Source organism: Streptomyces sp. NPDC028308 (genome assembly GCF_055565855.1).
This window is the reverse complement of record NZ_JBVHTO010000001.1, coordinates 152,680-170,419: the sequence shown is the minus strand read 5'-3', so window position 1 is coordinate 170,419 and position 17,740 is coordinate 152,680. Positions and strand designations below refer to the sequence as shown.

General features: G+C 69.6%; 22 protein-coding genes, 1 tRNA gene and 1 riboswitch. Of the genes, 8 read left to right on the top strand and 15 right to left on the bottom strand.

Going from position 1 to position 17,740, the window contains the following annotated elements; all coding sequences use genetic code 11:
• Positions 1-81: 81 nt before the first annotated feature.
• A complete protein-coding gene (locus ACZ4VA_RS00730) occupies positions 82-2,481 on the top strand; it encodes a transglycosylase domain-containing protein (RefSeq protein WP_468079109.1) in 2,400 nt (799 codons plus the stop codon).
• 25 nt (positions 2,482-2,506) lie between these two features.
• Here ACZ4VA_RS00730 and ACZ4VA_RS00725 read toward each other — a convergent pair whose 3' ends face one another.
• From ACZ4VA_RS00725 to ACZ4VA_RS00715, 3 genes are all read right to left on the bottom strand, one after another.
• Positions 2,507-2,827: a DMT family transporter gene (locus ACZ4VA_RS00725; RefSeq protein ID WP_356172784.1), complete on the bottom strand. Its 321-nt coding sequence runs from the start codon at positions 2,825-2,827 to the stop codon at positions 2,507-2,509.
• Positions 2,828-2,858: 31 nt separating this feature from the next.
• A riboswitch (guanidine-III (ykkC-III) riboswitch) is annotated at positions 2,859-2,923 on the bottom strand.
• Positions 2,924-2,973: 50 nt separating this feature from the next.
• The gene (locus tag ACZ4VA_RS00720; protein ID WP_355780317.1) at positions 2,974-3,318 is read right to left on the bottom strand and encodes a GroES family chaperonin; all 345 of its coding nucleotides are present in this window, start codon (positions 3,316-3,318) and stop codon (positions 2,974-2,976) included.
• Positions 3,319-3,361: 43 nt separating this feature from the next.
• The gene (locus tag ACZ4VA_RS00715; RefSeq protein WP_355780320.1) at positions 3,362-3,700 is read right to left on the bottom strand and encodes a DUF3618 domain-containing protein; all 339 of its coding nucleotides are present in this window, start codon (positions 3,698-3,700) and stop codon (positions 3,362-3,364) included.
• 165 nt (positions 3,701-3,865) lie between these two features.
• Here ACZ4VA_RS00715 and bcp point away from each other — a divergent pair, with 165 nt between their 5' ends.
• The 4 genes from bcp (at position 3,866) to ACZ4VA_RS00695 (ending at position 5,987) form a co-directional block, all read left to right on the top strand.
• Complete coding sequence (gene bcp / locus ACZ4VA_RS00710) at positions 3,866-4,333, top strand: thioredoxin-dependent thiol peroxidase (protein WP_355780323.1); 468 nt, start codon at positions 3,866-3,868, stop codon at positions 4,331-4,333.
• A gap of 173 nt (positions 4,334-4,506) precedes the next feature.
• Complete coding sequence (locus tag ACZ4VA_RS00705) at positions 4,507-5,160, top strand: HNH endonuclease signature motif containing protein (RefSeq protein WP_468079106.1); 654 nt, start codon at positions 4,507-4,509, stop codon at positions 5,158-5,160.
• Positions 5,157-5,816, top strand: a complete 660-nt coding sequence (locus ACZ4VA_RS00700) for an HNH endonuclease (RefSeq protein WP_468079104.1) — start codon at positions 5,157-5,159, stop codon at positions 5,814-5,816. Before ACZ4VA_RS00705 ends, ACZ4VA_RS00700 begins: the two co-directional genes overlap by 4 nt.
• An 84-nt stretch (positions 5,817-5,900) precedes the next feature.
• A tRNA-Leu gene (locus tag ACZ4VA_RS00695) sits at positions 5,901-5,987 on the top strand.
• A 58-nt stretch (positions 5,988-6,045) separates the two neighbouring features.
• On the opposite strand, the gene rdgB is transcribed toward ACZ4VA_RS00695, so the two are convergent.
• The 4 genes from rdgB to ACZ4VA_RS00675 form a co-directional block, all read right to left on the bottom strand.
• Complete coding sequence (rdgB, locus tag ACZ4VA_RS00690) at positions 6,046-6,648, bottom strand: RdgB/HAM1 family non-canonical purine NTP pyrophosphatase (RefSeq protein WP_356172789.1); 603 nt, start codon at positions 6,646-6,648, stop codon at positions 6,046-6,048.
• Positions 6,649-6,712: 64 nt separating this feature from the next.
• On the bottom strand, positions 6,713-7,105 hold the full coding sequence (locus ACZ4VA_RS00685) for a hypothetical protein (protein WP_355780335.1): 393 nt from the start codon (positions 7,103-7,105) through the stop codon (positions 6,713-6,715).
• An 82-nt stretch (positions 7,106-7,187) separates the two neighbouring features.
• Positions 7,188-7,922, bottom strand: a complete 735-nt coding sequence (gene rph / locus ACZ4VA_RS00680) for a ribonuclease PH (RefSeq protein ID WP_355780338.1) — start codon at positions 7,920-7,922, stop codon at positions 7,188-7,190.
• A gap of 121 nt (positions 7,923-8,043) precedes the next feature.
• Positions 8,044-8,331 carry a PTS sugar transporter subunit IIB gene (locus tag ACZ4VA_RS00675; protein WP_355780341.1) on the bottom strand — a complete coding sequence of 96 codons (288 nt, stop codon included), beginning with the start codon at positions 8,329-8,331 and terminating at the stop codon, positions 8,044-8,046.
• Between the two features lie 122 nt (positions 8,332-8,453).
• Here ACZ4VA_RS00675 and ACZ4VA_RS00670 point away from each other — a divergent pair, with 122 nt between their 5' ends.
• The gene (locus ACZ4VA_RS00670) at positions 8,454-9,740 is read left to right on the top strand and encodes a PTS transporter subunit EIIC (RefSeq protein WP_389389641.1); all 1,287 of its coding nucleotides are present in this window, start codon (positions 8,454-8,456) and stop codon (positions 9,738-9,740) included.
• 270 nt (positions 9,741-10,010) lie between these two features.
• Positions 10,011-11,261: a PTS transporter subunit EIIC gene (locus ACZ4VA_RS00665; protein ID WP_355780347.1), complete on the top strand. Its 1,251-nt coding sequence runs from the start codon at positions 10,011-10,013 to the stop codon at positions 11,259-11,261.
• A 65-nt stretch (positions 11,262-11,326) separates the two neighbouring features.
• Here ACZ4VA_RS00665 and ACZ4VA_RS00660 read toward each other — a convergent pair whose 3' ends face one another.
• A complete protein-coding gene (locus tag ACZ4VA_RS00660; RefSeq protein WP_355780350.1) occupies positions 11,327-12,079 on the bottom strand; it encodes an MBL fold metallo-hydrolase in 753 nt (250 codons plus the stop codon).
• Positions 12,080-12,304: 225 nt separating this feature from the next.
• Here ACZ4VA_RS00660 and ACZ4VA_RS00655 point away from each other — a divergent pair, with 225 nt between their 5' ends.
• Complete coding sequence (locus ACZ4VA_RS00655) at positions 12,305-12,763, top strand: type II toxin-antitoxin system PemK/MazF family toxin (protein WP_356237615.1); 459 nt, start codon at positions 12,305-12,307, stop codon at positions 12,761-12,763.
• Positions 12,764-12,859: 96 nt separating this feature from the next.
• Here the strand turns inward: ACZ4VA_RS00655 and ACZ4VA_RS00650 are convergent, their stop codons facing one another.
• The 7 genes from ACZ4VA_RS00650 to clpS all read right to left on the bottom strand — a co-directional run bounded on the left by ACZ4VA_RS00650 (position 12,860) and on the right by clpS (position 17,736).
• Positions 12,860-13,810 carry a PLP-dependent cysteine synthase family protein gene (locus tag ACZ4VA_RS00650; protein ID WP_356237614.1) on the bottom strand — a complete coding sequence of 317 codons (951 nt, stop codon included), beginning with the start codon at positions 13,808-13,810 and terminating at the stop codon, positions 12,860-12,862.
• Positions 13,811-13,815: 5 nt separating this feature from the next.
• Complete coding sequence (locus ACZ4VA_RS00645) at positions 13,816-14,094, bottom strand: MoaD/ThiS family protein (protein ID WP_355780359.1); 279 nt, start codon at positions 14,092-14,094, stop codon at positions 13,816-13,818.
• A gap of 113 nt (positions 14,095-14,207) precedes the next feature.
• Positions 14,208-14,309 (bottom strand): putative leader peptide, encoded by a 102-nt coding sequence (locus tag ACZ4VA_RS00640; protein WP_355780362.1) that lies wholly within the window; start codon positions 14,307-14,309, stop codon positions 14,208-14,210.
• Between the two features lie 79 nt (positions 14,310-14,388).
• A complete protein-coding gene (locus ACZ4VA_RS00635; RefSeq protein WP_356237613.1) occupies positions 14,389-14,811 on the bottom strand; it encodes a M67 family metallopeptidase in 423 nt (140 codons plus the stop codon).
• 92 nt (positions 14,812-14,903) lie between these two features.
• The gene (locus ACZ4VA_RS00630; RefSeq protein WP_468079098.1) at positions 14,904-16,346 is read right to left on the bottom strand and encodes an amino acid permease; all 1,443 of its coding nucleotides are present in this window, start codon (positions 16,344-16,346) and stop codon (positions 14,904-14,906) included.
• 332 nt (positions 16,347-16,678) lie between these two features.
• The gene (locus tag ACZ4VA_RS00625) at positions 16,679-17,284 is read right to left on the bottom strand and encodes a DUF2017 domain-containing protein (RefSeq protein ID WP_355780372.1); all 606 of its coding nucleotides are present in this window, start codon (positions 17,282-17,284) and stop codon (positions 16,679-16,681) included.
• A 134-nt stretch (positions 17,285-17,418) separates the two neighbouring features.
• Positions 17,419-17,736, bottom strand: coding sequence for an ATP-dependent Clp protease adapter ClpS (gene clpS, locus ACZ4VA_RS00620; RefSeq protein ID WP_355780375.1), 318 nt, complete (start codon positions 17,734-17,736; stop codon positions 17,419-17,421).
• Positions 17,737-17,740 lie beyond the last annotated feature (4 nt).

Genomic DNA, 17,740 nt, shown 5'->3' with positions numbered 1-17,740 from the left:
CGAGAGTCTTCAAGAGGGGACGCAGAAGACGTACGAGGTCGTACGGGTCAGTACGACGCGAAACAGGAGTCCGGCACCGAGATGAGCGACGAGCCGCAGCCGCAGGACAGCAACAAGGGCCGGGCGCCCGACGAGCCCGCGCAGGCTCCGTCGGACCCGGCGGCTTCGGCGGGCCCGGCGGGCAAGAAGAAGCGGCCCCGGCGCACCGGCTGGCGCCGGCTCGTCCCCACCTGGCGGATGGTGCTCGGCACCTTCGTCGGCCTGATCCTGCTCCTCGTCGGCCTCTTCGCGCTCGGCTACTACCTGGTCAAGATCCCGCCCGCGAACGCGGCCGCCGTCAAGCAGAGCAACGTGTACCTGTACGCGGACGGCAGCCAGCTCGCCCGCGACGGCGAGGTCAACCGCGAGAACGTGACCCTCGCCCAGATCGCCAAGGGCACCCAGCACGCGGTACTGGCCGCCGAGGACCGGGACTTCTACACCGAGTCGGCCGTCGACCCCAAGGCGATGGTCCGCGCCGGCTGGAACACCGTCACCGGCAAGGGCAGGCAGTCCGGCTCGACGATCACCCAGCAGTACGTGAAGAACTACTACCTGGGCCAGGAGCAGACCGTCTCCCGGAAGGTGAAGGAGTTCTTCATCTCCATCAAGCTCGACCGCGAGAAGAGCAAGGACGACATCCTCGAGGGCTACCTCAACACCAGCTACTTCGGCCGCAACGCCTACGGCATCCAGGCCGCCGCCCAGGCGTACTACGGCGTCGACGCCCAGGACCTCACCGTCGGGCAGGGCGCCTACCTCGCCGCGCTCCTGAACGCGCCCAGCGAGTACGACGTGATCGCCCACCCCGAGAACAAGTCCGCGGCCCTGGCCCGCTGGAACTACGTCCTCGACGGCATGGTCAAGAAGGACTGGCTCAGCCAGTCCGCCCGCGTCGACGTCACGTTCCCGGCGCCCAAGGAGGCCAAGGGCTCGGCCGGGATGTCCGGACAGCGCGGCTACCTCGTCCAGGCCGTACGCGACTACCTCACGAGCAACAAGATTATCGACGAGGACACCCTCGCCACCGGCGGCTACCGCATCACCACCACCATCCAGAAGAAGAAGCAGAACGCCTTCGTCAAGGCCGTCGACGACCAGGTCATGGACCGCCTCGACAAGAAGAACCGCAAGGTCGACACCTACGTCCGCGCGGGCGGCGTCTCCATCAACCCGCAGAACGGCAAGGTCGTCGCCATGTACGGCGGCATCGACTACACCAAGCAGTACGTCAACAACGCCACCCGCCGCGACTACCAGGTCGGCTCCACCTTCAAGCCGTTCGTCTTCACCTCCGCCGTTCAGAACGGCTCGACCACGCAGGACGGCCGCACGATCACCCCCAACACCGTCTACGACGGCACCGACAAGCGGCCCGTCCAGGGCTGGAGCGGCGGCTCCTACGCCCCCGAGAACGAGGACAACGTCTCCTACGGCCCCATCACCGTGCGCACCGCCACCGACAAGTCGGTCAACGCGGTGTACGCCCAGATGGCGGTCGACGTCGGCCCGGAGAAGGTCAAGGACACGGCCGTCGCCCTCGGCATCCCGGCGAGCACCCCCGACCTGAGCGCCACCCCGTCCATCGCCCTCGGCCCGGCCACCGCCAGCGTCCTGGACATGGCTCAGGCCTACGCGACCCTCGCCAACCACGGCAGGCACGGCACGTACACCCTCGTCGAGGACATCACCAAGGACGGCGCCGAGGACGTGCAGCTGCCCGGACGCGGCACCCGGCAGGCCGTCGACCGCGAGGCCGCCGACACCACCACGTCGGTCCTGCAGAGCGTCGTCGAGGGCGGCACCGCCACCGCAGCCCAGGCCGCGGGCCGCCCCGCCGCGGGCAAGACCGGCACCGCCGAGAACGACCAGGCCGCCTGGTTCGCCGGCTACACACCCGAGCTCGCCACCGTCGTCTCCGTGATGGGCCAGGACCCCGAGACCGGCGAGCACAAGCCGCTGTACGGCGCGCTCGGCCAGGCCCGCATCAACGGCGGCGGCTACCCGACGCAGATCTGGGCCCAGTACACGCGCACCGCCCTCGCGAGCAGCCCGGTCAAGGACTTCGACCTGGAGCTGGAGGTGGGCGCGGAGGAGCCCCAGTCGCCCTCCACCGGCCCCACCGGCCAGACCCCCGGCACCGGCGGCCAGGACACCGGCGGCACCACGGGCGCCTCCCCCACCACCGGCGGCACGGAGACCGGCGGCACCCCTGGCACGGGCGGCACGACCGGCGGCACCCCCACCACCGGCGGCACCGCCACCGACGGCGGGGCGACGGACGGCGGCACCACGGACGGCGGGGCGACCGACGGCGGCGGCACGGACACCGGAGGCACGACGGACGGCGGCACCACGGACACCGGCGGCTCGACGGACGGCGGAGACGCCGCGGGCACGGCCGCCGGACTGTTCAGCGAACCCACCACAAGACGCCCGTAGCGCCCCGGCGGCGGTGAAGGCGGCCTCAGTGACCCGAGGTCGCCTTCAGCCCCACCACGGCCACCAGCAGCAGACAGACGAAGAAGATCCGGGCCGCGGTCACCGGCTCCCCCAGCACCACCATGCCGAGCACCGCCGCACCAGCGGCCCCGATCCCCACCCACACGCCGTACGCCGTACCGATCGGCAGCGACCTGGCCGCGTACGACAGCAGCAGCATGCTCGCGACGATCCCCGCGCCGGTCAGGAGGCTCGGCACCAGCCGGGTGAAACCGTCCGTGTACTTCATCCCGACCGACCAGGCCACTTCGAGCAGACCGGCGACGAGTAGCAGGATCCAGGCCATGACAGGCACCTCCGTCAATGGGTCAACAGGGGGTGCGTCGTCTTTGCGGATCCCGGTACGGCGCGTCTCGTCGGGGTCCCACCAACGTAGCAAAGGAACGCCGAAGGGGCCGGTGACAACGGTCACCGGCCCCTTGCGGCACCTGCCTACAGATACAGCCCGGTCGAGTCCTCGGACCCCTCGAAGCGGTCCGCGGCCACCGCGTGCAGGTCCCGCTCGCGCATCAGCACGTAGGCGGTGCCCCGCACCTCGACCTCGGCACGGTCCTCGGGGTCGTAGAGGACCCGGTCGCCCGGCTCCACGGTCCGTACGTTCTGCCCCACCGCCACGACCTCCGCCCAGGCGAGGCGTCGGCCGACGGCCGCGGTCGCGGGGATCAGGATGCCGCCGCCCGAGCGGCGTTCGCCCTCCGCGGCGTCCTGCCGCACGAGCACGCGGTCGTGCAGCATCCGGATGGGCAGCTTGTCGTCGTGATGGGTCTTCTCGCTCACGCCCCGAACCTACCCGCCCCGGCCGCTTCCGTACGCCATCGGGTCAGCGCCTGCGACGCCGCGGGGTCAGCGTGAGCAGACCCACCAGCCCCACCGCGAGCAGCGCCACCGGCACGATGCGCTCCAGCCGGGGCGCACCCTCCTCCGTGACGAACTGCCCCCGCACGTCACCCACGACCCGGTTCACGCTGATGTAGGCACGGCCCAGCGTGTGGTCGATGTGGGAGACGGCCTTGGCCTTGGCGTCCCCGACGATGGTCTTGGGATGGACTCGCACACCGATCTCGTCCAGCGTCTCCGCGAGGACTTCCCGGCGGCGTTTGATGTCCGCCTCGATCTGCGCCGGAGTCCTGGTATCCGACGTTCTCGACGTATCCGACACCGCGCTGCCTCCGTGGTCGTTGCGACGTAACTCTGTTCTCCGGACTGTCTTTGGTCGACAGTCTGTCAGCTCACGGGCGATCGCACCCCACGGCACCCCCTGTCGGACGTGCGCGAGCCCATTAGGCTCGTTCCCCGAAACCCGCCCCTGCCACGTGAGGTACCGATGAGCGAGCGACTCCAGCCCGGCGACACCGCCCCCGCCTTCACCCTGCCGGACGCAGACGGCAACGAGGTCTCCCTTGCCGACCACAAGGGCCGCAAGGTCATCGTCTACTTCTACCCGGCGGCCCTCACCCCCGGCTGCACCAAGCAGGCCTGCGACTTCACCGACAACCTCGACGTGCTCGCTGGCGCCGGCTACGACGTCATCGGCGTCTCCCCCGACGCGCCGGAGAAGCTCGCCAAGTTCCGCGACAAGGAGAACCTGAGGGTCACGCTCGTCGGCGACCCCGACAAGACGGTCCTCCAGGCGTACGGCGCCTACGGCGAGAAGATGAACTACGGCAGGACCTACGTCGGCGTGATCCGCTCCACGGTGATCGTCGACGAGGACGGCAAGGTCGAGCGGGCGCTGTACAACGTCAAGGCGACCGGCCACGTGGCGAAGATCATCAAGGACCTCGGCATCTGAGATCCCGGGCGGCGGGCGGATTGCGGACGGGGTCCCGCACACCGGGACCTCCGTCCGCCGGCCCGCCCCGAGCCGCCGCCCACCGGCCCGTTCCATCCACCCGCGTGACGGTCCGACCATCACTTCGTTACTCCGTACGAGCCACGAACAGGTGGCCGGAACGGAGGGGAACGATGGGCACCAGCCCGTACACGAAAGCCCGCCTGGAGGAAGCGGCGACCGCGTCCCGGACACTGTCGGAGGCGCTGGTGAGGCTGGGGGTGGATCCGGGGAGTCCGACGCGCCGCTACCTCCAGGCGCGCATGAAGAAGCTCGGCGTGACCACTTCGCACTTCGAGCGGGAGGGCGTCCGGTGGACCAGAGAGGTCCTGGAAGCGGCGGTCGCGGCCTCGACGAACATGTGTGAAGTACTGCGCCGGCTCGGACTCGAGGTCGTGGGCGGACACCACACACACATCAGCCGCCGCATCAAGGCGTACGGCATCGACACCTCGCACTTCAGGGCTCCCTCACGGCGCGGGGAGGTCCGGCGCCCCCGCAGGTCGGACGCCTTGCTCGTCGAGCAGCCCGCCGGTCACGCCCGCCGCGTGCCAGGCCACCGTCTCAAGGAGGCGATGACGGACCTCGGGGTGCCGGAACGGTGCGCGCGCTGCGGAATCGAGCCGGTCTGGCGCGGGCGCCCGCTTCCCCTGGAGGTCGACCACGTCGACGGCAACTGGCGGAACAATCGCATCGGGAACCTGCAACTGCTGTGCCCCAACTGCCATTGCGTCACGGACAGTTACCGGGGGCGAAACAAGGGGCGCGCCCCGGGCGGAAACGCGTGAGCGGCGGTACGCGGTACACCCGCGAGCGATTGGTCCAGGCAGCCGGGCAGTGCTCGGACATCGACGAGGCCATCGCCTTCTTCGGTACGCGGCCCTACGGACAGCTGCGCCGGCACCTGTACAGGCGCTTCGAGCATTTCGGGATCGACGTCTCGCACTTCTCCGGCGTAGGCCGCTCCGAAGCCCTGGAGCTGCCGAGCGAGGAGGATGTGCGCCGGGCGGTCGGTGAGTCCGTCTCCGTCGCCGGGGCCCTCCGGTCGCTGAACCTCCCCGCCAATTCCAGGATGCGGGCGCTGCTCTCCCGGCTGATCACTGCGTACGCCATCGACGCCTCGCATTTCCTGGGGCAGGCGCACCAGCGAGGAAAAGCCGGCCCGACGGCCGTGAAACGGCCGGAGGAGGTGCTCGTCCGGCACGGCGGTGAGCGCCGGACGAGGACGTATCTCCTGCGCCGGGCACTTCGCGAGACCGGCGTGCCCGAGGAGTGTGCCGAGTGCGGTACAGGTCCACTCTGGCAGGGTGAGCCGATGACGCTGGAGATCGACCACGTCAACGGGGACTGGAGCGACGACCGGCGCGAGAACCTGCGGCTGCTTTGCCCCAACTGCCACGCGGTCACCGTCACGTGGTGCCGAGGGGGCAGACGGCGCTCGTGACGCCGTCCGCCCGCGGACTGCCGCCGGTCACCCGGGCCTCGGTACACTGAACCGTCACCGGTCGAGTGCCATGACCGGCTGTACGCGGCCGTGATGGAACTGGCAGTCATGCTGGGTTTAGGTCCCAGTGGGTTCACACCCGTGTGGGTTCGAGTCCCACCGGCCGCACCACCGGGAAGCCGTGGTCTCCGCCCTCGAACAGGCGGCGGCCACGGCTTCTCCGTCTCTCTCAGCCCAGCAGTTCCCGTACCACCGGGGCCAGGGCACGGAACGCCTGGCCCCGGTGGCTGATCGCGTTCTTCTCGTCGGGGGTGAGTTCCGCGCAGGTGCGGGTCTCGCCGTGGGGCTGGAGGATCGGGTCGTAGCCGAACCCGTTCGTGCCGGAGGGGGCGTGGCGGAGGGTGCCGGTGAGCCGGCCCTCGACGACGCGTTCGGTGCCGTCGGGGAGGGCGAGGGCCGCCGCGCAGGCGAAGTGGGCGCCCCGGTACGGGTCGGCGATGTCGCCGAGCTGGGCGAGCAGGAGCTCCAGGTTGGCCGCGTCGTCGCCGTGGCGGCCGGCCCAGCGGGCGGAGAAGATGCCGGGGGCGCCGCCGAGGACGTCGACGCAGAGGCCGGAGTCGTCGGCGACGGCGGGCAGTCCGGTGGCCTGTGCGAGGGCGTGCGCCTTGAGCAGGGCGTTCTCGGCGAAGGTGACGCCGGTTTCCTTGACGTCGGGGATGTCGGGGTAGGCGTCCGCGCCGACGAGGTCGTGGGGCAGTCCTGCGTCGGCGAGGATCGCCCTCAGCTCGGTGATCTTTCCGGCGTTGCGGGTGGCGAGGATCAGGCGGGTCATGCGCACCAGTATCCAGGGGTGGGCGTGGCCCGTGGTCCGGTACCTGTGGGCGGGGTGCCGGCGGTTACGGCGTGCAGACCTTGGTGAGTTCGCCGGCGGCGTCGGTGACGGGGCTGATGTCGGGGGTCTCGTCGCCGTTCTTGATGGCGGTGCGGACGTTGTCGACGGCGTCGCCGAGGTCGTCGACGGCCTTGTTGACGTCGGTGTTGTCGGTCTTGTCGCCGATCTTGTCGAGGTTCCGCTCGATGGACCGGAGGGATTCGTCGGTCTGTGTGGGGTCGTCGGCGGCGTTCTCGACGGCTTGCTGGAGGTCGGTGACGCTGTCGGCTATGGCGTCGGCGGTCTGGACGCAGTCCAGGGCCTTGTTGACGGCGTCGCAGCCGACGGCCGCCGGCAGGGCGACGAGTGCGGTGACGATGGCGATTACCGCGGTGCGGCGGCGGTGGCGCGAGGCCATGGAACGGTCCCTCCCCGTGGGCAAGATGTGGTCGCGGGCGCACGGCTGGACCGTGCGCCCGTATCCCTTAGAACGCGAACGGCTAGCGCGTGGTTGCCTCGAGGGCGGCTCGCTGGGCGGCGGCGAGTTCGTCGCAGCCCGCGACGGCGAGGTCGAGAAGGGCGTTGAGTTCCTTGCGGTCGAAGGGTTCGGCCTCGGCGGTGCCCTGGATCTCGACGAAGCGGCCGTCGCCGGTGCAGACGACGTTCATGTCGGTGTCGGCCTTGACGTCCTCCTCGTAGCGGAGGTCGAGGAGGGGGACGCCGCCGACGATGCCGACGGAGACGGCGGAGACGGTGCCGGTGAGGGGCTGGCGGCCGGCCTTGACGAGCTTCTTGCCCTGGGCCCAGGTGACGGCGTCGGCGAGGGCGACGTAGGCGCCGGTGATGGCGGCGGTGCGGGTGCCGCCGTCGGCCTGGAGGACGTCGCAGTCGAGGACGATGGTGTTCTCGCCGAGGGCCTTGTAGTCGATGACGGCGCGCAGGGAGCGGCCGATGAGGCGGCTGATCTCGTGGGTGCGGCCGCCGATGCGGCCGCGGACGGATTCGCGGTCGCCGCGGGTGTTGGTGGAGCGGGGGAGCATGGAGTACTCGGCGGTGACCCAGCCTTCGCCGCTGCCTTTGCGCCAGCGCGGGACGCCTTCGGTGACGGTGGCGGTGCAGAAGACCTTGGTGTCGCCGAAGGAGACGAGGACGGAGCCTTCGGCGTGCTTGCTCCAGCCGCGCTCGATGGTGATGGGGCGGAGCTGTTCGGGCGTGCGGCCGTCGATTCGAGACATGGCGACGAGCCTAGCCGTACATGCGTGAGGGGCCGCTCCGGGTGCGGGGAGCGGCCCTTCGGAGTGGGCCCGGGTGGGCCCTGCGGGGCCCGGTGTGGGTGGGCCCGGTGGGTTCAGGTGGTCACATCATGTCTTCGATGTCGGCGGCGATGGGGTCGGCGTCGGTGCCGATGACGACCTGGATGGCGGTGCCCATCTTGACGACGCCGTGGGCGCCGGCGGCCTTGAGGGCGGCTTCGTCGACCTTGCTCGGGTCGATGACTTCGGTGCGGAGGCGGGTGATGCAGCCCTCGACCTCTTCGATGTTCTCGATGCCGCCGAGCCCGGCAACGATCTTCTCAGCCTTGCTGGCCATGTGCTTCTCCCTGATCCGAACCGCTTTTGTCGCAGTAACCCACAGTTGGCCCATCTTCGCGAGCGGTCGTGCGGTGTGTACCGAATGATGTCGATCACGACAGCCCGATCGCTCGCAACTGGTCTACACCAGTTTTCAACGGCCGCCAAACCCGGTCCTGTTCCCGGAGGACGTCCATGAGTGCCGACAGCGCCGTCTCACCCGCGCGCGCCCGCTGGAACACCGCGTTCCAGGGGCTGCAGAAGATGGGCCGCAGCCTCCAGCTGCCCATCGCCGTGCTGCCCGCGGCGGGCATCCTCAACCGGCTGGGGCAGCCGGACGTGTTCGGTGCGGACGGGCTCGGCTGGGACAACGTCTCGAAGGTGATGGGCGCGGCGGGCGGCGCGCTGCTGGACGGTCAGCTCGGGTTGCCGATGCTGTTCTGCGTGGGCGTGGCCATCGGGATGGCGAAGAAGGCGGACGGTTCCACGGCGCTGGCGGCGGTGGTGGGCTTTCTCGTCTACTACAGCGTGTTGCGCGCGTTTCCGGAGGACTGTCCGTCGGGCAGCATCGCGATCAAGCTGGGCTGCCAGGCGGAGGACAACTCCGTGGTGGAGTTCACGTACCAGAATCCCGGGGTGTTCGGCGGCATCGTGATCGGGTTGCTGTCGGCGTACTTCTGGCAGCGCTTCCACCGGACGAAGCTGGTGGACTGGCTCGGGTTCTTCAACGGCCGCCGGCTGGTGCCGATCATCATGGCGTTCGTGGCGATCGCGTTCGCCTCGCTGTGCCTGTGGGTGTGGCCGCCGATCGGTGACGGGCTGGAGAACTTCAGCGACTGGCTGGTGGGTCTGGGGGCGTGGGGCGCCGGTGTCTTCGGTGTGGCGAACCGCGCGCTGCTGGTGATCGGGCTGCACCAGTTCCTGAACGTGCCCATCTGGTTCCAGTTCGGCAGCTTCACCAAGCCGGACGGGACGGTGGTGCACGGCGACATCAACATGTTCCTGGCGGGCGACCCGGACGCGGGACAGTTCACGACGGGGTTCTTCCCGATCATGATGTTCGCGCTGCCGGCCGCGTGCCTGGCCATGACTCACTGCGCGAAGCCCCATCGCCGCAAGGAGATCGGCGGTCTGATGCTGTCGGTGGCGCTGACGTCGTTCGTCACCGGCATCACGGAGCCGATCGAGTACTCGTTCCTGTTCATCGCACCGCTGCTGTACGTGGTCCACGCGCTGCTGACCGGTGTCTCGATGGCCGTGACCTGGGGGCTCGGCGTGCACGACGGCTTCAGTTTCTCGGCGGGCCTGATCGACTACGTCATCAACTGGAACCTGGCGACCAAGCCGTGGGCGATCATCCCGATCGGGCTGTGCTTCGCCGCCGTGTACTACGCGATCTTCCGGTTCGCGATCACGAAGTTCGACCTGAAGACTCCGGGGCGCGAGCCCGAGGAGGAGGTCGAGGACACGACGAAGGCGTAGCGCGCCTGCGGGGTCTGCGCCCCGCCGCCGCCCGAAGGGCCCCCGGACCTGCCTGGTCCGGGGGCCCTTCGGCGTGATCCGGGGCCCCTTCGGCATGAATGGAACCGGTTCCTCCGCTATGGCCCAGGCCACAAAATACGCGGGTTCCTTATCCAGCCTTCACCGTGCTACAACAGGTCTACACCACTGAGTGGTGTAGACCACGCGGTCGCTGCCTACTCCGTTTTCGCCCTTCCCGTCCCCCGGCAGCGCCCAGCACATGGAGGAACTATGAGCACCGCCACCGCATCGGCGGCCCCCGCAAAGAAGCGGGGATCCGGCCTGTTCCAGGGCCTGCAGAAGGTCGGCCGCAGCCTGCAGCTGCCGATCGCCGTGCTGCCGGCGGCGGGCATCCTGCTCCGCCTCGGCCAGCCGGACGTATTCGGCAAGGACGGCCTCGGCTGGGACAAGGTCGCTTCCGTCTTCGCCACCGCCGGCGACGCGGTGTTCAGTAACCTGCCGCTGCTGTTCTGCGTAGGTATCGCGATCGGCTTCGCGAAGAAGGCCGACGGTTCCACCGCGCTGGCCGCGCTGGTCGGTTTCCTGGTCTACAAGAACGTACTGACCGCGTTCCCGATCACCGACGCCAAGGTCACCAAGGGGGCGGACATCGCCGCCACCTACAACGACCCCAAGGTCCTCGGCGGCATCGTCATGGGTCTGATAGCCGCCGTCACCTGGCAGCGCTTCCACCGTACGAAGCTGCCCGACTGGCTCGGCTTCTTCAACGGCCGCCGGCTGGTCCCGATCCTGATGGCCTTCATCGGCACCGCGGTCGGCGTCTTCTTCGGCCTGGTCTGGGAGCCCGTCGGTGACGTGATCACCAACTTCGGCGAGTGGATGACCGGCCTCGGTGCCGTCGGCGCCGGCATCTTCGGCGCCATCAACCGCGCCCTGCTCCCGGTCGGCATGCACCAGTTCGTCAACACCGTCGCCTGGCAGGAGATCGGCTCCTACAAGGACGCCACCGGTGCCGTCTGGCACGGCGACCTGCCGCGCTTCTTCCACGGCGACCCCACCGCCGGACAGTTCATGACCGGCTTCTTCCCCATCATGATGTTCGCCCTGCCCGCGGCGGCCCTGGCGATCACGCACACCGCGCGGCCCGAGCGCCGCAAGGCTGTCGGCGGCATGATGATGTCGCTCGCGCTGACCTCGTTCGTCACCGGCATCACCGAGCCGATCGAGTTCGCGTTCATGTTCATCGCGCCACTGCTGTACGTGATCCACGCGGTCCTCACCGCGATCTCACTGGCCGTCACCTGGGCGTTGGGCGTGCACCACGGCTTCAGCTTCTCGGCCGGTGCCATCGACTACTTCCTGAACTGGAACCTGGCGACCAAGCCATGGATGATCATCCCGATCGGACTGGTCTTCGCCGCGATCTACTACGTGGTCTTCCGCTTCGCGATCGTCAGGTTCAACCTGACCACCCCGGGCCGCGAGCCCGAGGAGGAGGTCGAGGACCTCACCAAGGCGTGAGCCCTCGCACGGCATGACGAAGGCCCCCGGAGTCCGCTCCGGGGGCCTTTTCGTGTGTACGGGGGCTACACCTCGTACGACCTGCGCGGTACCGCCAGTTCCACCGGGCCCTCGTACGCCGCCCGGGCGTCGGTCAGGTTGATCTGGGGGTCCGTCCACGGGGGGATGTGGGTGAGGACCAGCCGGCGCGCGCCCGCGCGGGTGGCCGTCTCGCCCGCCTCGCGACCGTTGAGGTGCAGGTCGGGGATGTTCTCCTTGCCGTGGGTGAACGCCGCCTCGCACAGGAACAGGTCGGTGTCGCGGGCGAGTTGGTCGAGGGTCTCGCTCACCCCGGTGTCCCCGGAGTAGGTCAGCGAGCGGCCCCCGTGCTCGACGCGGATGCCGTACGCCTCCACGGGGTGGCGGACCTTCTCCGTGTGCACGGTGAAGGGGCCGACCTCGAAGGTGCCCGGCTTGACCGTGTGGAAGTCGAAGACCTCGCTCATCGAGGAGGCGGAGGGCGTGTCCGCGTACGCGGTGGTCAGCCGCTGCTCCGTGCCCTCGGGCCCGTAGACGGGGATGGGGTCGCAGCGTCCGCCGTCGTGGCGGTAGTAGCGGGCGACGAAGTACGCGCACATGTCGATGCAGTGGTCGGCGTGCAGGTGACTGAGGAAGATCGCGTCGAGGTCGTAGAGACCGCAGTGGCGCTGCAGCTCGCCCAGGGCACCGTTGCCCATGTCGAGGAGCAGCCGGAAGCCGTCGGCCTCGACGAGGTAGCTCGAGCAGGCCGATTCCGCGGACGGGAACGACCCCGAGCAGCCGACGACGGTGAGCTTCATGAGAGCTGGAACCTCCGCGCTGGCGGGAAATGCAAAGGCAGAAACGAAACGGGAACGGGGGTCGTGCGGTCCGTCGAGCGTAAGGCGCAAAAGGTCCCGTCGCTCCTCCGCCAGGGGCCGTTGTGGGCGAACTCACCTGTGCTGTCACCGGTTCGGATGGACGCGGGAGGGACGGGCGCCCGGGCGGGGCGGCGGCCGGGGGTGCGCACCGGTACCTTCTACCGTATGGACACGTCCTGGTGGCTCGCTCTGGTGGCCGTCGTGCTGCTCGCGCTCGTCGCGACGCTGGTCGACGGCTGGGGGCGCCGGGGGCGCGGGCCGTCGGGGCGTACGCGTCCGCCGGGGCGGCCGTCCGGGCCGCGCGGGAAGGTGCCGGGGCCGCGGCCGGCGGAGATCTGGTGGGCGAACGTCCCCTACGAGGACGGGCCCGGCGCGAAGGACCGGCCGTGTCTGGTGCTGTCCGTGCGGGGCCGGCGGGCGAGGGTCGCGAAGATCACCAGCAAGTACCACGACGAGCGGGCCGGGGTGATCCCGCTGCCGCCGGGGTCCGTGGGCGACGCGCACGGCAGGCCCAGTTTCCTGGAGACGGACGAGCTGCGGGACGTGCCGGTCGGGGACTTCCGGCGCCGGGTGGGGGTCGTGGATCCCGTGCTGTGGGACCAGGTGCGCCACCTGTCGCGCTGAGCGCCGCCGTCCCGCGTGCGCCGCGCGCCGCGGACGCCGGACGGATCGGCCGGGACGAACCGTCCGTCACGGCCGACCTGATCCAGACGACGGACCCTAGGCCCAGAGCTGGCCGTGGAGGGTCTCGATGGCCTCTTCGGTGGTGGCGGCGGTGTAGACGCCGGTCGAGAGGTACTTCCAGCCGCCGTCGGCCACGACGAAGACGATGTCGGCGGACTCCCCCGCCGCCAGCGCCTTCCTGCCGACGCCGATCGCGGCGTGCAGGGCCGCGCCGGTGGAGACGCCGGCGAAGATGCCCTCCTGCTGGAGCAGCTCGCGCGTGCGGGTGACGGCGTCCGCGGAGCCCACGGAGAAGCGGGTGGTGAGGACGGAGGCGTCGTACAGCTCGGGGACGAATCCCTCGTCGAGGTTGCGCAGGCCGTAGACGAGGTCGTCGTAGCGCGGCTCGGCGGCGACGATCCTGACGTCGGGCTTGTGCTCGCGCAGGAACCGGCCGACGCCCATGAGGGTGCCGGTGGTGCCGAGCCCGGCGACGAAGTGGGTGACGGAGGGGAGGTCGGCGAGGATCTCCGGGCCGGTCGTGGCGTAGTGGGCGCCCGCGTTGTCGGGGTTGCCGTACTGGTAGAGCATCACCCAGTCGGGGTGCTCGGCGGAGAGCTCCTTGGCGACGCGTACGGCCGTGTTGGAGCCGCCGGCCGCCGGGGAGGCGATGATCTCGGCGCCCCACATGGCGAGCAGGTCGCGGCGCTCCCGCGAGGTGTTCTCGGGCATGACGCAGACGATGCGGTAGCCCTTGAGCTTGGCCGCCATGGCCAGCGAGATGCCGGTGTTGCCGGAGGTCGGCTCCAGGATGGTGCAGCCGGGGGTGAGGCGGCCGTCCTTCTCCGCCTGCTCGATCATGTGCAGGGCGGGGCGGTCCTTGACGGAGCCGGTGGGGTTGCGGTCCTCCAGCTTGGCCCAGATACGCACGTCCTCGGACGGCGACAGCCGCGGCAGGCGCACCAGGGGGGTGTTGCCCACCGCGGCCAGCGGGGAGTCGTAGCGCATACCGATCAGGCCATGCCGCCGGCCACGGCCGGCAGGATCGTGACGTTGTCGCCGTCGGTGAGCTTGGTGTTGATGCCGTCGAGGAAGCGGACGTCCTCGTCGTTGAGGTAGACGTTGACGAAGCGCCGCAGTTCGCCGCCGTCCACGATGCGGGCCTGGATGCCCGTGTGGCGGGTCTCGAGGTCGGCGAAGAGCTCGGCGAGGGTGTCCCCGCCGCCCTCGACGGCCTTCTGGCCGTCGGTGTAGGTGCGGAGGATGGTGGGGATGCGGACCTCGATGGCCATGATTGCGGGCTCCTGTCGGGAGGGAAGTCGGGTCGGTGGGCGCGCGGCGGCGCTGCGTGCGAGCGGGACGCGGTGCGGGACGCCGCGGCTTCACGGCCGTGCGGCGGCAGGGGTCAGCGCGGACAGAGGGCGCTGTTGAGCCTGCACAGGTCGACGTGCAGCCGCGCCACGAGCAGCATGCCCGGCGTCTTCTCGCTCACGTCGTGGGAAACCATGGGCTCATCGTATCGATTCCCGGTCGGGGTCCCGGAGTGTGATCTCAGATGGTGGATGAATTCTGACCGAAATGCGGGATCAGTAGCTCTCCACGACGGTGACCTCCTCCTCCGTGACCTCGCCCTCGACGATCCGGTACGAGCGGAACTGGAAGGGGCCGGCCTCGTCGGCGTCCGCGGTGGAGACCAGGACGTAGTGCGCGCCGGGCTCGTTCGCGTAGGAGATGTCGGTGCGGGAGGGGTAGGCCTCGGTGGCCGTGTGCGAGTGGTAGATGACGACCGGTTCCTCGTCGCGGTCGTCCATCTCGCGGTACAGCTTCAGCAGGTCGCCCGAGTCGAACTCGTAGAAGGTGGGCGAGCGGGCCGCGTTGAGCATCGGGATGAACCGCTCGGGGCGGTCCGTGCCGGCCGGGCCCGCGACGACGCCGCAGGCCTCGTCGGGGTGGTCCTGCCGCGCGTGCGCGACGATCTGGTCGAAGAGCGCCTGGGTGATGGTCAGCATGCTGGTCAGGATAAGCAGAAGGGCCGCCCCGTACCGAAGAGTGGTACGGGACGGCCCGGATGCCGGACGCGGGGTCCGGGGAAGGCCGGCGGTCAGCGCTTGGCGAAGGCGGCGGCCTGCGGGTCGCGGCTCTTGAGCACCAGGTAGGAGACGCCCAGGACGAGGGCCCACAGCGGGGCGCAGTAGAGCGAGATGCGGGCGTCCTTGTCGATGCCCATCATCACGATCACCATGCCGATGAAGGCGAGGGAGAGGGCGCTGGCCCAGATGCCGCCGGGTGCCCGGAACTCGGAGACCGGGAGTTCGCCGCGGTCGGACTTCAGGCGGTAGCGGATCTGGCAGACCAGGATGATGATCCAGGCCCACATGCCGGAGATGGTGGCGAAGGAGACGACGTAGTTGAACGCCTCGCCGGGCCACTGGTAGTTGATCCAGACGCCCACCAGCATCATCGCGGCGGAGAACGAGGTGCCGATCAGGGGCAGGCCGTTCTTGGTGAGCCGGGTGAAGAAGCGGGGGCCCTGGCCGTTGAGCGCGAGGTCGCGCAGCATGCGGCCGGTGGAGTACATGCCGGAGTTGCAGGAGGACAGGGCGGCCGTCAGGACGACGAAGTTGACGATGGCGGCGCCGACGCCGAGGCCCATCTTCTCGAAGGCGGCGACGAACGGGGAGACGCCCGGCTGGAAGTGCGTCCACGGCACGACCGAGAGGATCATGATCAGGGCGCCGACGTAGAAGACGGCGATGCGCCACGGCACGGTGTTGATGGCCTTGGGCAGAACGGTCTTCGGGTCCTTGGACTCGCCCGCGGTGACGCCGACGAGCTCGACCGCGAGGAACGCGAACATGACCATCTGGAGGGTCATCAGGGTGTTGCCGACGCCGTGCGGGAAGAAGCCGCCGTCGCTCCACAGGTGGCTGACGGAGGCGGTGTCGCCGGCGTCGGAGAAGCCGAGGGTGAGGATGCCGGCGCAGATCAGGATCATGCCGACGATGGCGGTGACCTTGACCATGGAGAACCAGAACTCCAGCTCGCCGAAGAGCTTCACGGAGATCAGGTTCGCGGCGTACAGGATGATCGTGAAGACCAGTGCCGTGACCCACTGCGGCACGCTGTCGTGGGTCCAGTACTTCATGTACTGGGCGGCGGCGGTGACCTCGGTCATGCCGGTGATGACCCAGAACAGCCAGTAGGTCCAGCCGGTCACGAAGCCCGCGAAGGGGCCGATGAACTCGCGCGCGTACTCCGAGAAGGAGCCGGACACGGGCCGGTACATGAGCAGCTCGCCGAGGGCGCGCATGATGAAGAAGATGACCACGCCCGCGATGGCGTAGGCGAGGATCAGGCTGGGGCCCGCCTTCGAGATGCCCTTGCCCGCGCCGAGGAACAGGCCGGTGCCGATGGCGCCGCCGATCGCGATCATCTGGATCTGGCGGGCGCCGAGCCCGCGCTGGTAGCCCTCGCCGTCCTCGGCTGCCGCGCTCTGCACGGCCTCACTGCCGTCGTAATTCTTGTCGACCTGCGATGAGGTCATGTTCGGTGCGCCTTTCTCCATGCCGACCCGAGCCGTCTGCGTGGCCTCGGATCGGGTCCCGATCCCCCCGGATGTGATGGAGCTGTGCCTGGCCGGCGATCCGCCGGCTCGGTGGCGCACCCGGCGGGACATGGGTGTCGTCCCGTCGGGCGGTCGTGAAGATTTATCACGGCCGCAACAGTGATCGGCGGAGGCGTTCGTGGCGCAGACCACAGGGAGAACCGGACAAAAGTCGAGCCGCGCCCCATAGGACGCGGCCTCGGTGACACGATCGTTATCCGGATTTGAGCGTCCGCTGAGCGAACACAGGAGGGGGAGTTTGTCGCGACAGGTCAGGGCATAAGGGTTTCCACCAGGGTCTCCTGGAGTCCGCCGAGCCACAGGTACGCCAGCACCATCGGCTTGCGGGGGTCCTCGTCCGGGAGGCGGTAGAGGAGTTCGGTGTCCTCCTCGTCGACGACGTCGAGCCGGGCGCCGATCGCCAGCCGCAGGTCGTTGAGGGCCCGCAGCCACTGCTCGGACTGCGCGGGGGACAGTTCGAGGACCGCGCCGCCGTCCCCGGCCGGGGTGAGCGCGTCCAGGGAGCGGATCACGGTGAGCGCGTTGTCGCGCTTGCCGGCGCGCAGGTCGTTCTCGGTGAAGCGGCGGAACTCGGAGGAGTGGGCGCGCTGCTCCTCGGCCTCCTCGGGCGAACGGGCCTCGACGCCGGGGCCGCTGTACGCGTCAGGGAAGAGGCGTTGCAGCACGGGGTCGGACGGCGGCTCGCTGGGGCCCTCGGCGAACAGCTCGGCGAGCGGGTCGTCGGGCGCGTTCTCGGCGGGGCCGGGGCCGATCAGCTCCAGGAGCTGCACGGCGAGGGAGCGGATGATGGAGATCTCGACCTCGTCGAGCGCGACGGCGGCGCCGCCGCCGGGGAGCGGTTCGAAGTGTCCTGGCATCAGGTTGCGTCGCTACTTCCAGTGCTGCGCGTCGCGCTCGGCCGGTTCGGTCCTGCGGTGCCGCGCTGCGGCCGGTGCGGTCGTCTCCGGTGCTGCGGTCGCTTCCGGTCCTGCGGTCATGTGCGGTCCCGCGGTCACTTGCGGTCCTGCTGGAGGGTGGCCCACAGACCGTAGCCGTGCATGGCCTGCACGTCGCGTTCCATCTCCTCGCGCGTGCCACTGGAGACGACCGCCCGGCCCTTGTGGTGGACGTCGAGCATGAGCTTGTGGGCCTTGTCCTTGGAGTAGCCGAAGTACATCTGGAAGACGTACGACACGTAGCTCATGAGGTTCACGGGGTCGTTGTGGACGATCGTGACCCAGGGGACGTCGGGCTCGGGTACGGCGAAGACCTCCTCCGCCGACTCGGTCTTCTCGATCTCTAGAGGTGCGGGAGCCGTCACACCGCCCATGCTG

Coding starts and splice junctions, on each gene's coding strand:
- ACZ4VA_RS00705 (WP_468079106.1), top strand. CDS start 4,507: ATGGGCACCAGCCCGTACACGAAAGCCCGCCTGGAGGAAGCGGCGACC.
- ACZ4VA_RS00645 (WP_355780359.1), bottom strand. CDS start 14,094: ATGGCCATCGAGGTCCGCATCCCCACCATCCTCCGCACCTACACCGAC.
- ACZ4VA_RS00685 (WP_355780335.1), bottom strand. CDS start 7,105: ATGGCCTCGCGCCACCGCCGCCGCACCGCGGTAATCGCCATCGTCACC.
- bcp (WP_355780323.1), top strand. CDS start 3,866: ATGAGCGAGCGACTCCAGCCCGGCGACACCGCCCCCGCCTTCACCCTG.
- ACZ4VA_RS00665 (WP_355780347.1), top strand. CDS start 10,011: ATGAGCACCGCCACCGCATCGGCGGCCCCCGCAAAGAAGCGGGGATCC.
- rdgB (WP_356172789.1), bottom strand. CDS start 6,648: ATGACCCGCCTGATCCTCGCCACCCGCAACGCCGGAAAGATCACCGAG.
- ACZ4VA_RS00730 (WP_468079109.1), top strand. CDS start 82: ATGAGCGACGAGCCGCAGCCGCAGGACAGCAACAAGGGCCGGGCGCCC.
- rph (WP_355780338.1), bottom strand. CDS start 7,922: ATGTCTCGAATCGACGGCCGCACGCCCGAACAGCTCCGCCCCATCACC.
- ACZ4VA_RS00660 (WP_355780350.1), bottom strand. CDS start 12,079: ATGAAGCTCACCGTCGTCGGCTGCTCGGGGTCGTTCCCGTCCGCGGAA.
- ACZ4VA_RS00675 (WP_355780341.1), bottom strand. CDS start 8,331: ATGGGCCAACTGTGGGTTACTGCGACAAAAGCGGTTCGGATCAGGGAG.
- ACZ4VA_RS00630 (WP_468079098.1), bottom strand. CDS start 16,346: ATGACCTCATCGCAGGTCGACAAGAATTACGACGGCAGTGAGGCCGTG.
- ACZ4VA_RS00670 (WP_389389641.1), top strand. CDS start 8,454: ATGAGTGCCGACAGCGCCGTCTCACCCGCGCGCGCCCGCTGGAACACC.
- ACZ4VA_RS00640 (WP_355780362.1), bottom strand. CDS start 14,309: ATGGTTTCCCACGACGTGAGCGAGAAGACGCCGGGCATGCTGCTCGTG.
- ACZ4VA_RS00635 (WP_356237613.1), bottom strand. CDS start 14,811: ATGCTGACCATCACCCAGGCGCTCTTCGACCAGATCGTCGCGCACGCG.
- ACZ4VA_RS00650 (WP_356237614.1), bottom strand. CDS start 13,810: ATGCGCTACGACTCCCCGCTGGCCGCGGTGGGCAACACCCCCCTGGTG.
- ACZ4VA_RS00725 (WP_356172784.1), bottom strand. CDS start 2,827: ATGGCCTGGATCCTGCTACTCGTCGCCGGTCTGCTCGAAGTGGCCTGG.
- clpS (WP_355780375.1), bottom strand. CDS start 17,736: ATGGGCGGTGTGACGGCTCCCGCACCTCTAGAGATCGAGAAGACCGAG.
- ACZ4VA_RS00625 (WP_355780372.1), bottom strand. CDS start 17,284: ATGCCAGGACACTTCGAACCGCTCCCCGGCGGCGGCGCCGCCGTCGCG.
- ACZ4VA_RS00655 (WP_356237615.1), top strand. CDS start 12,305: ATGGACACGTCCTGGTGGCTCGCTCTGGTGGCCGTCGTGCTGCTCGCG.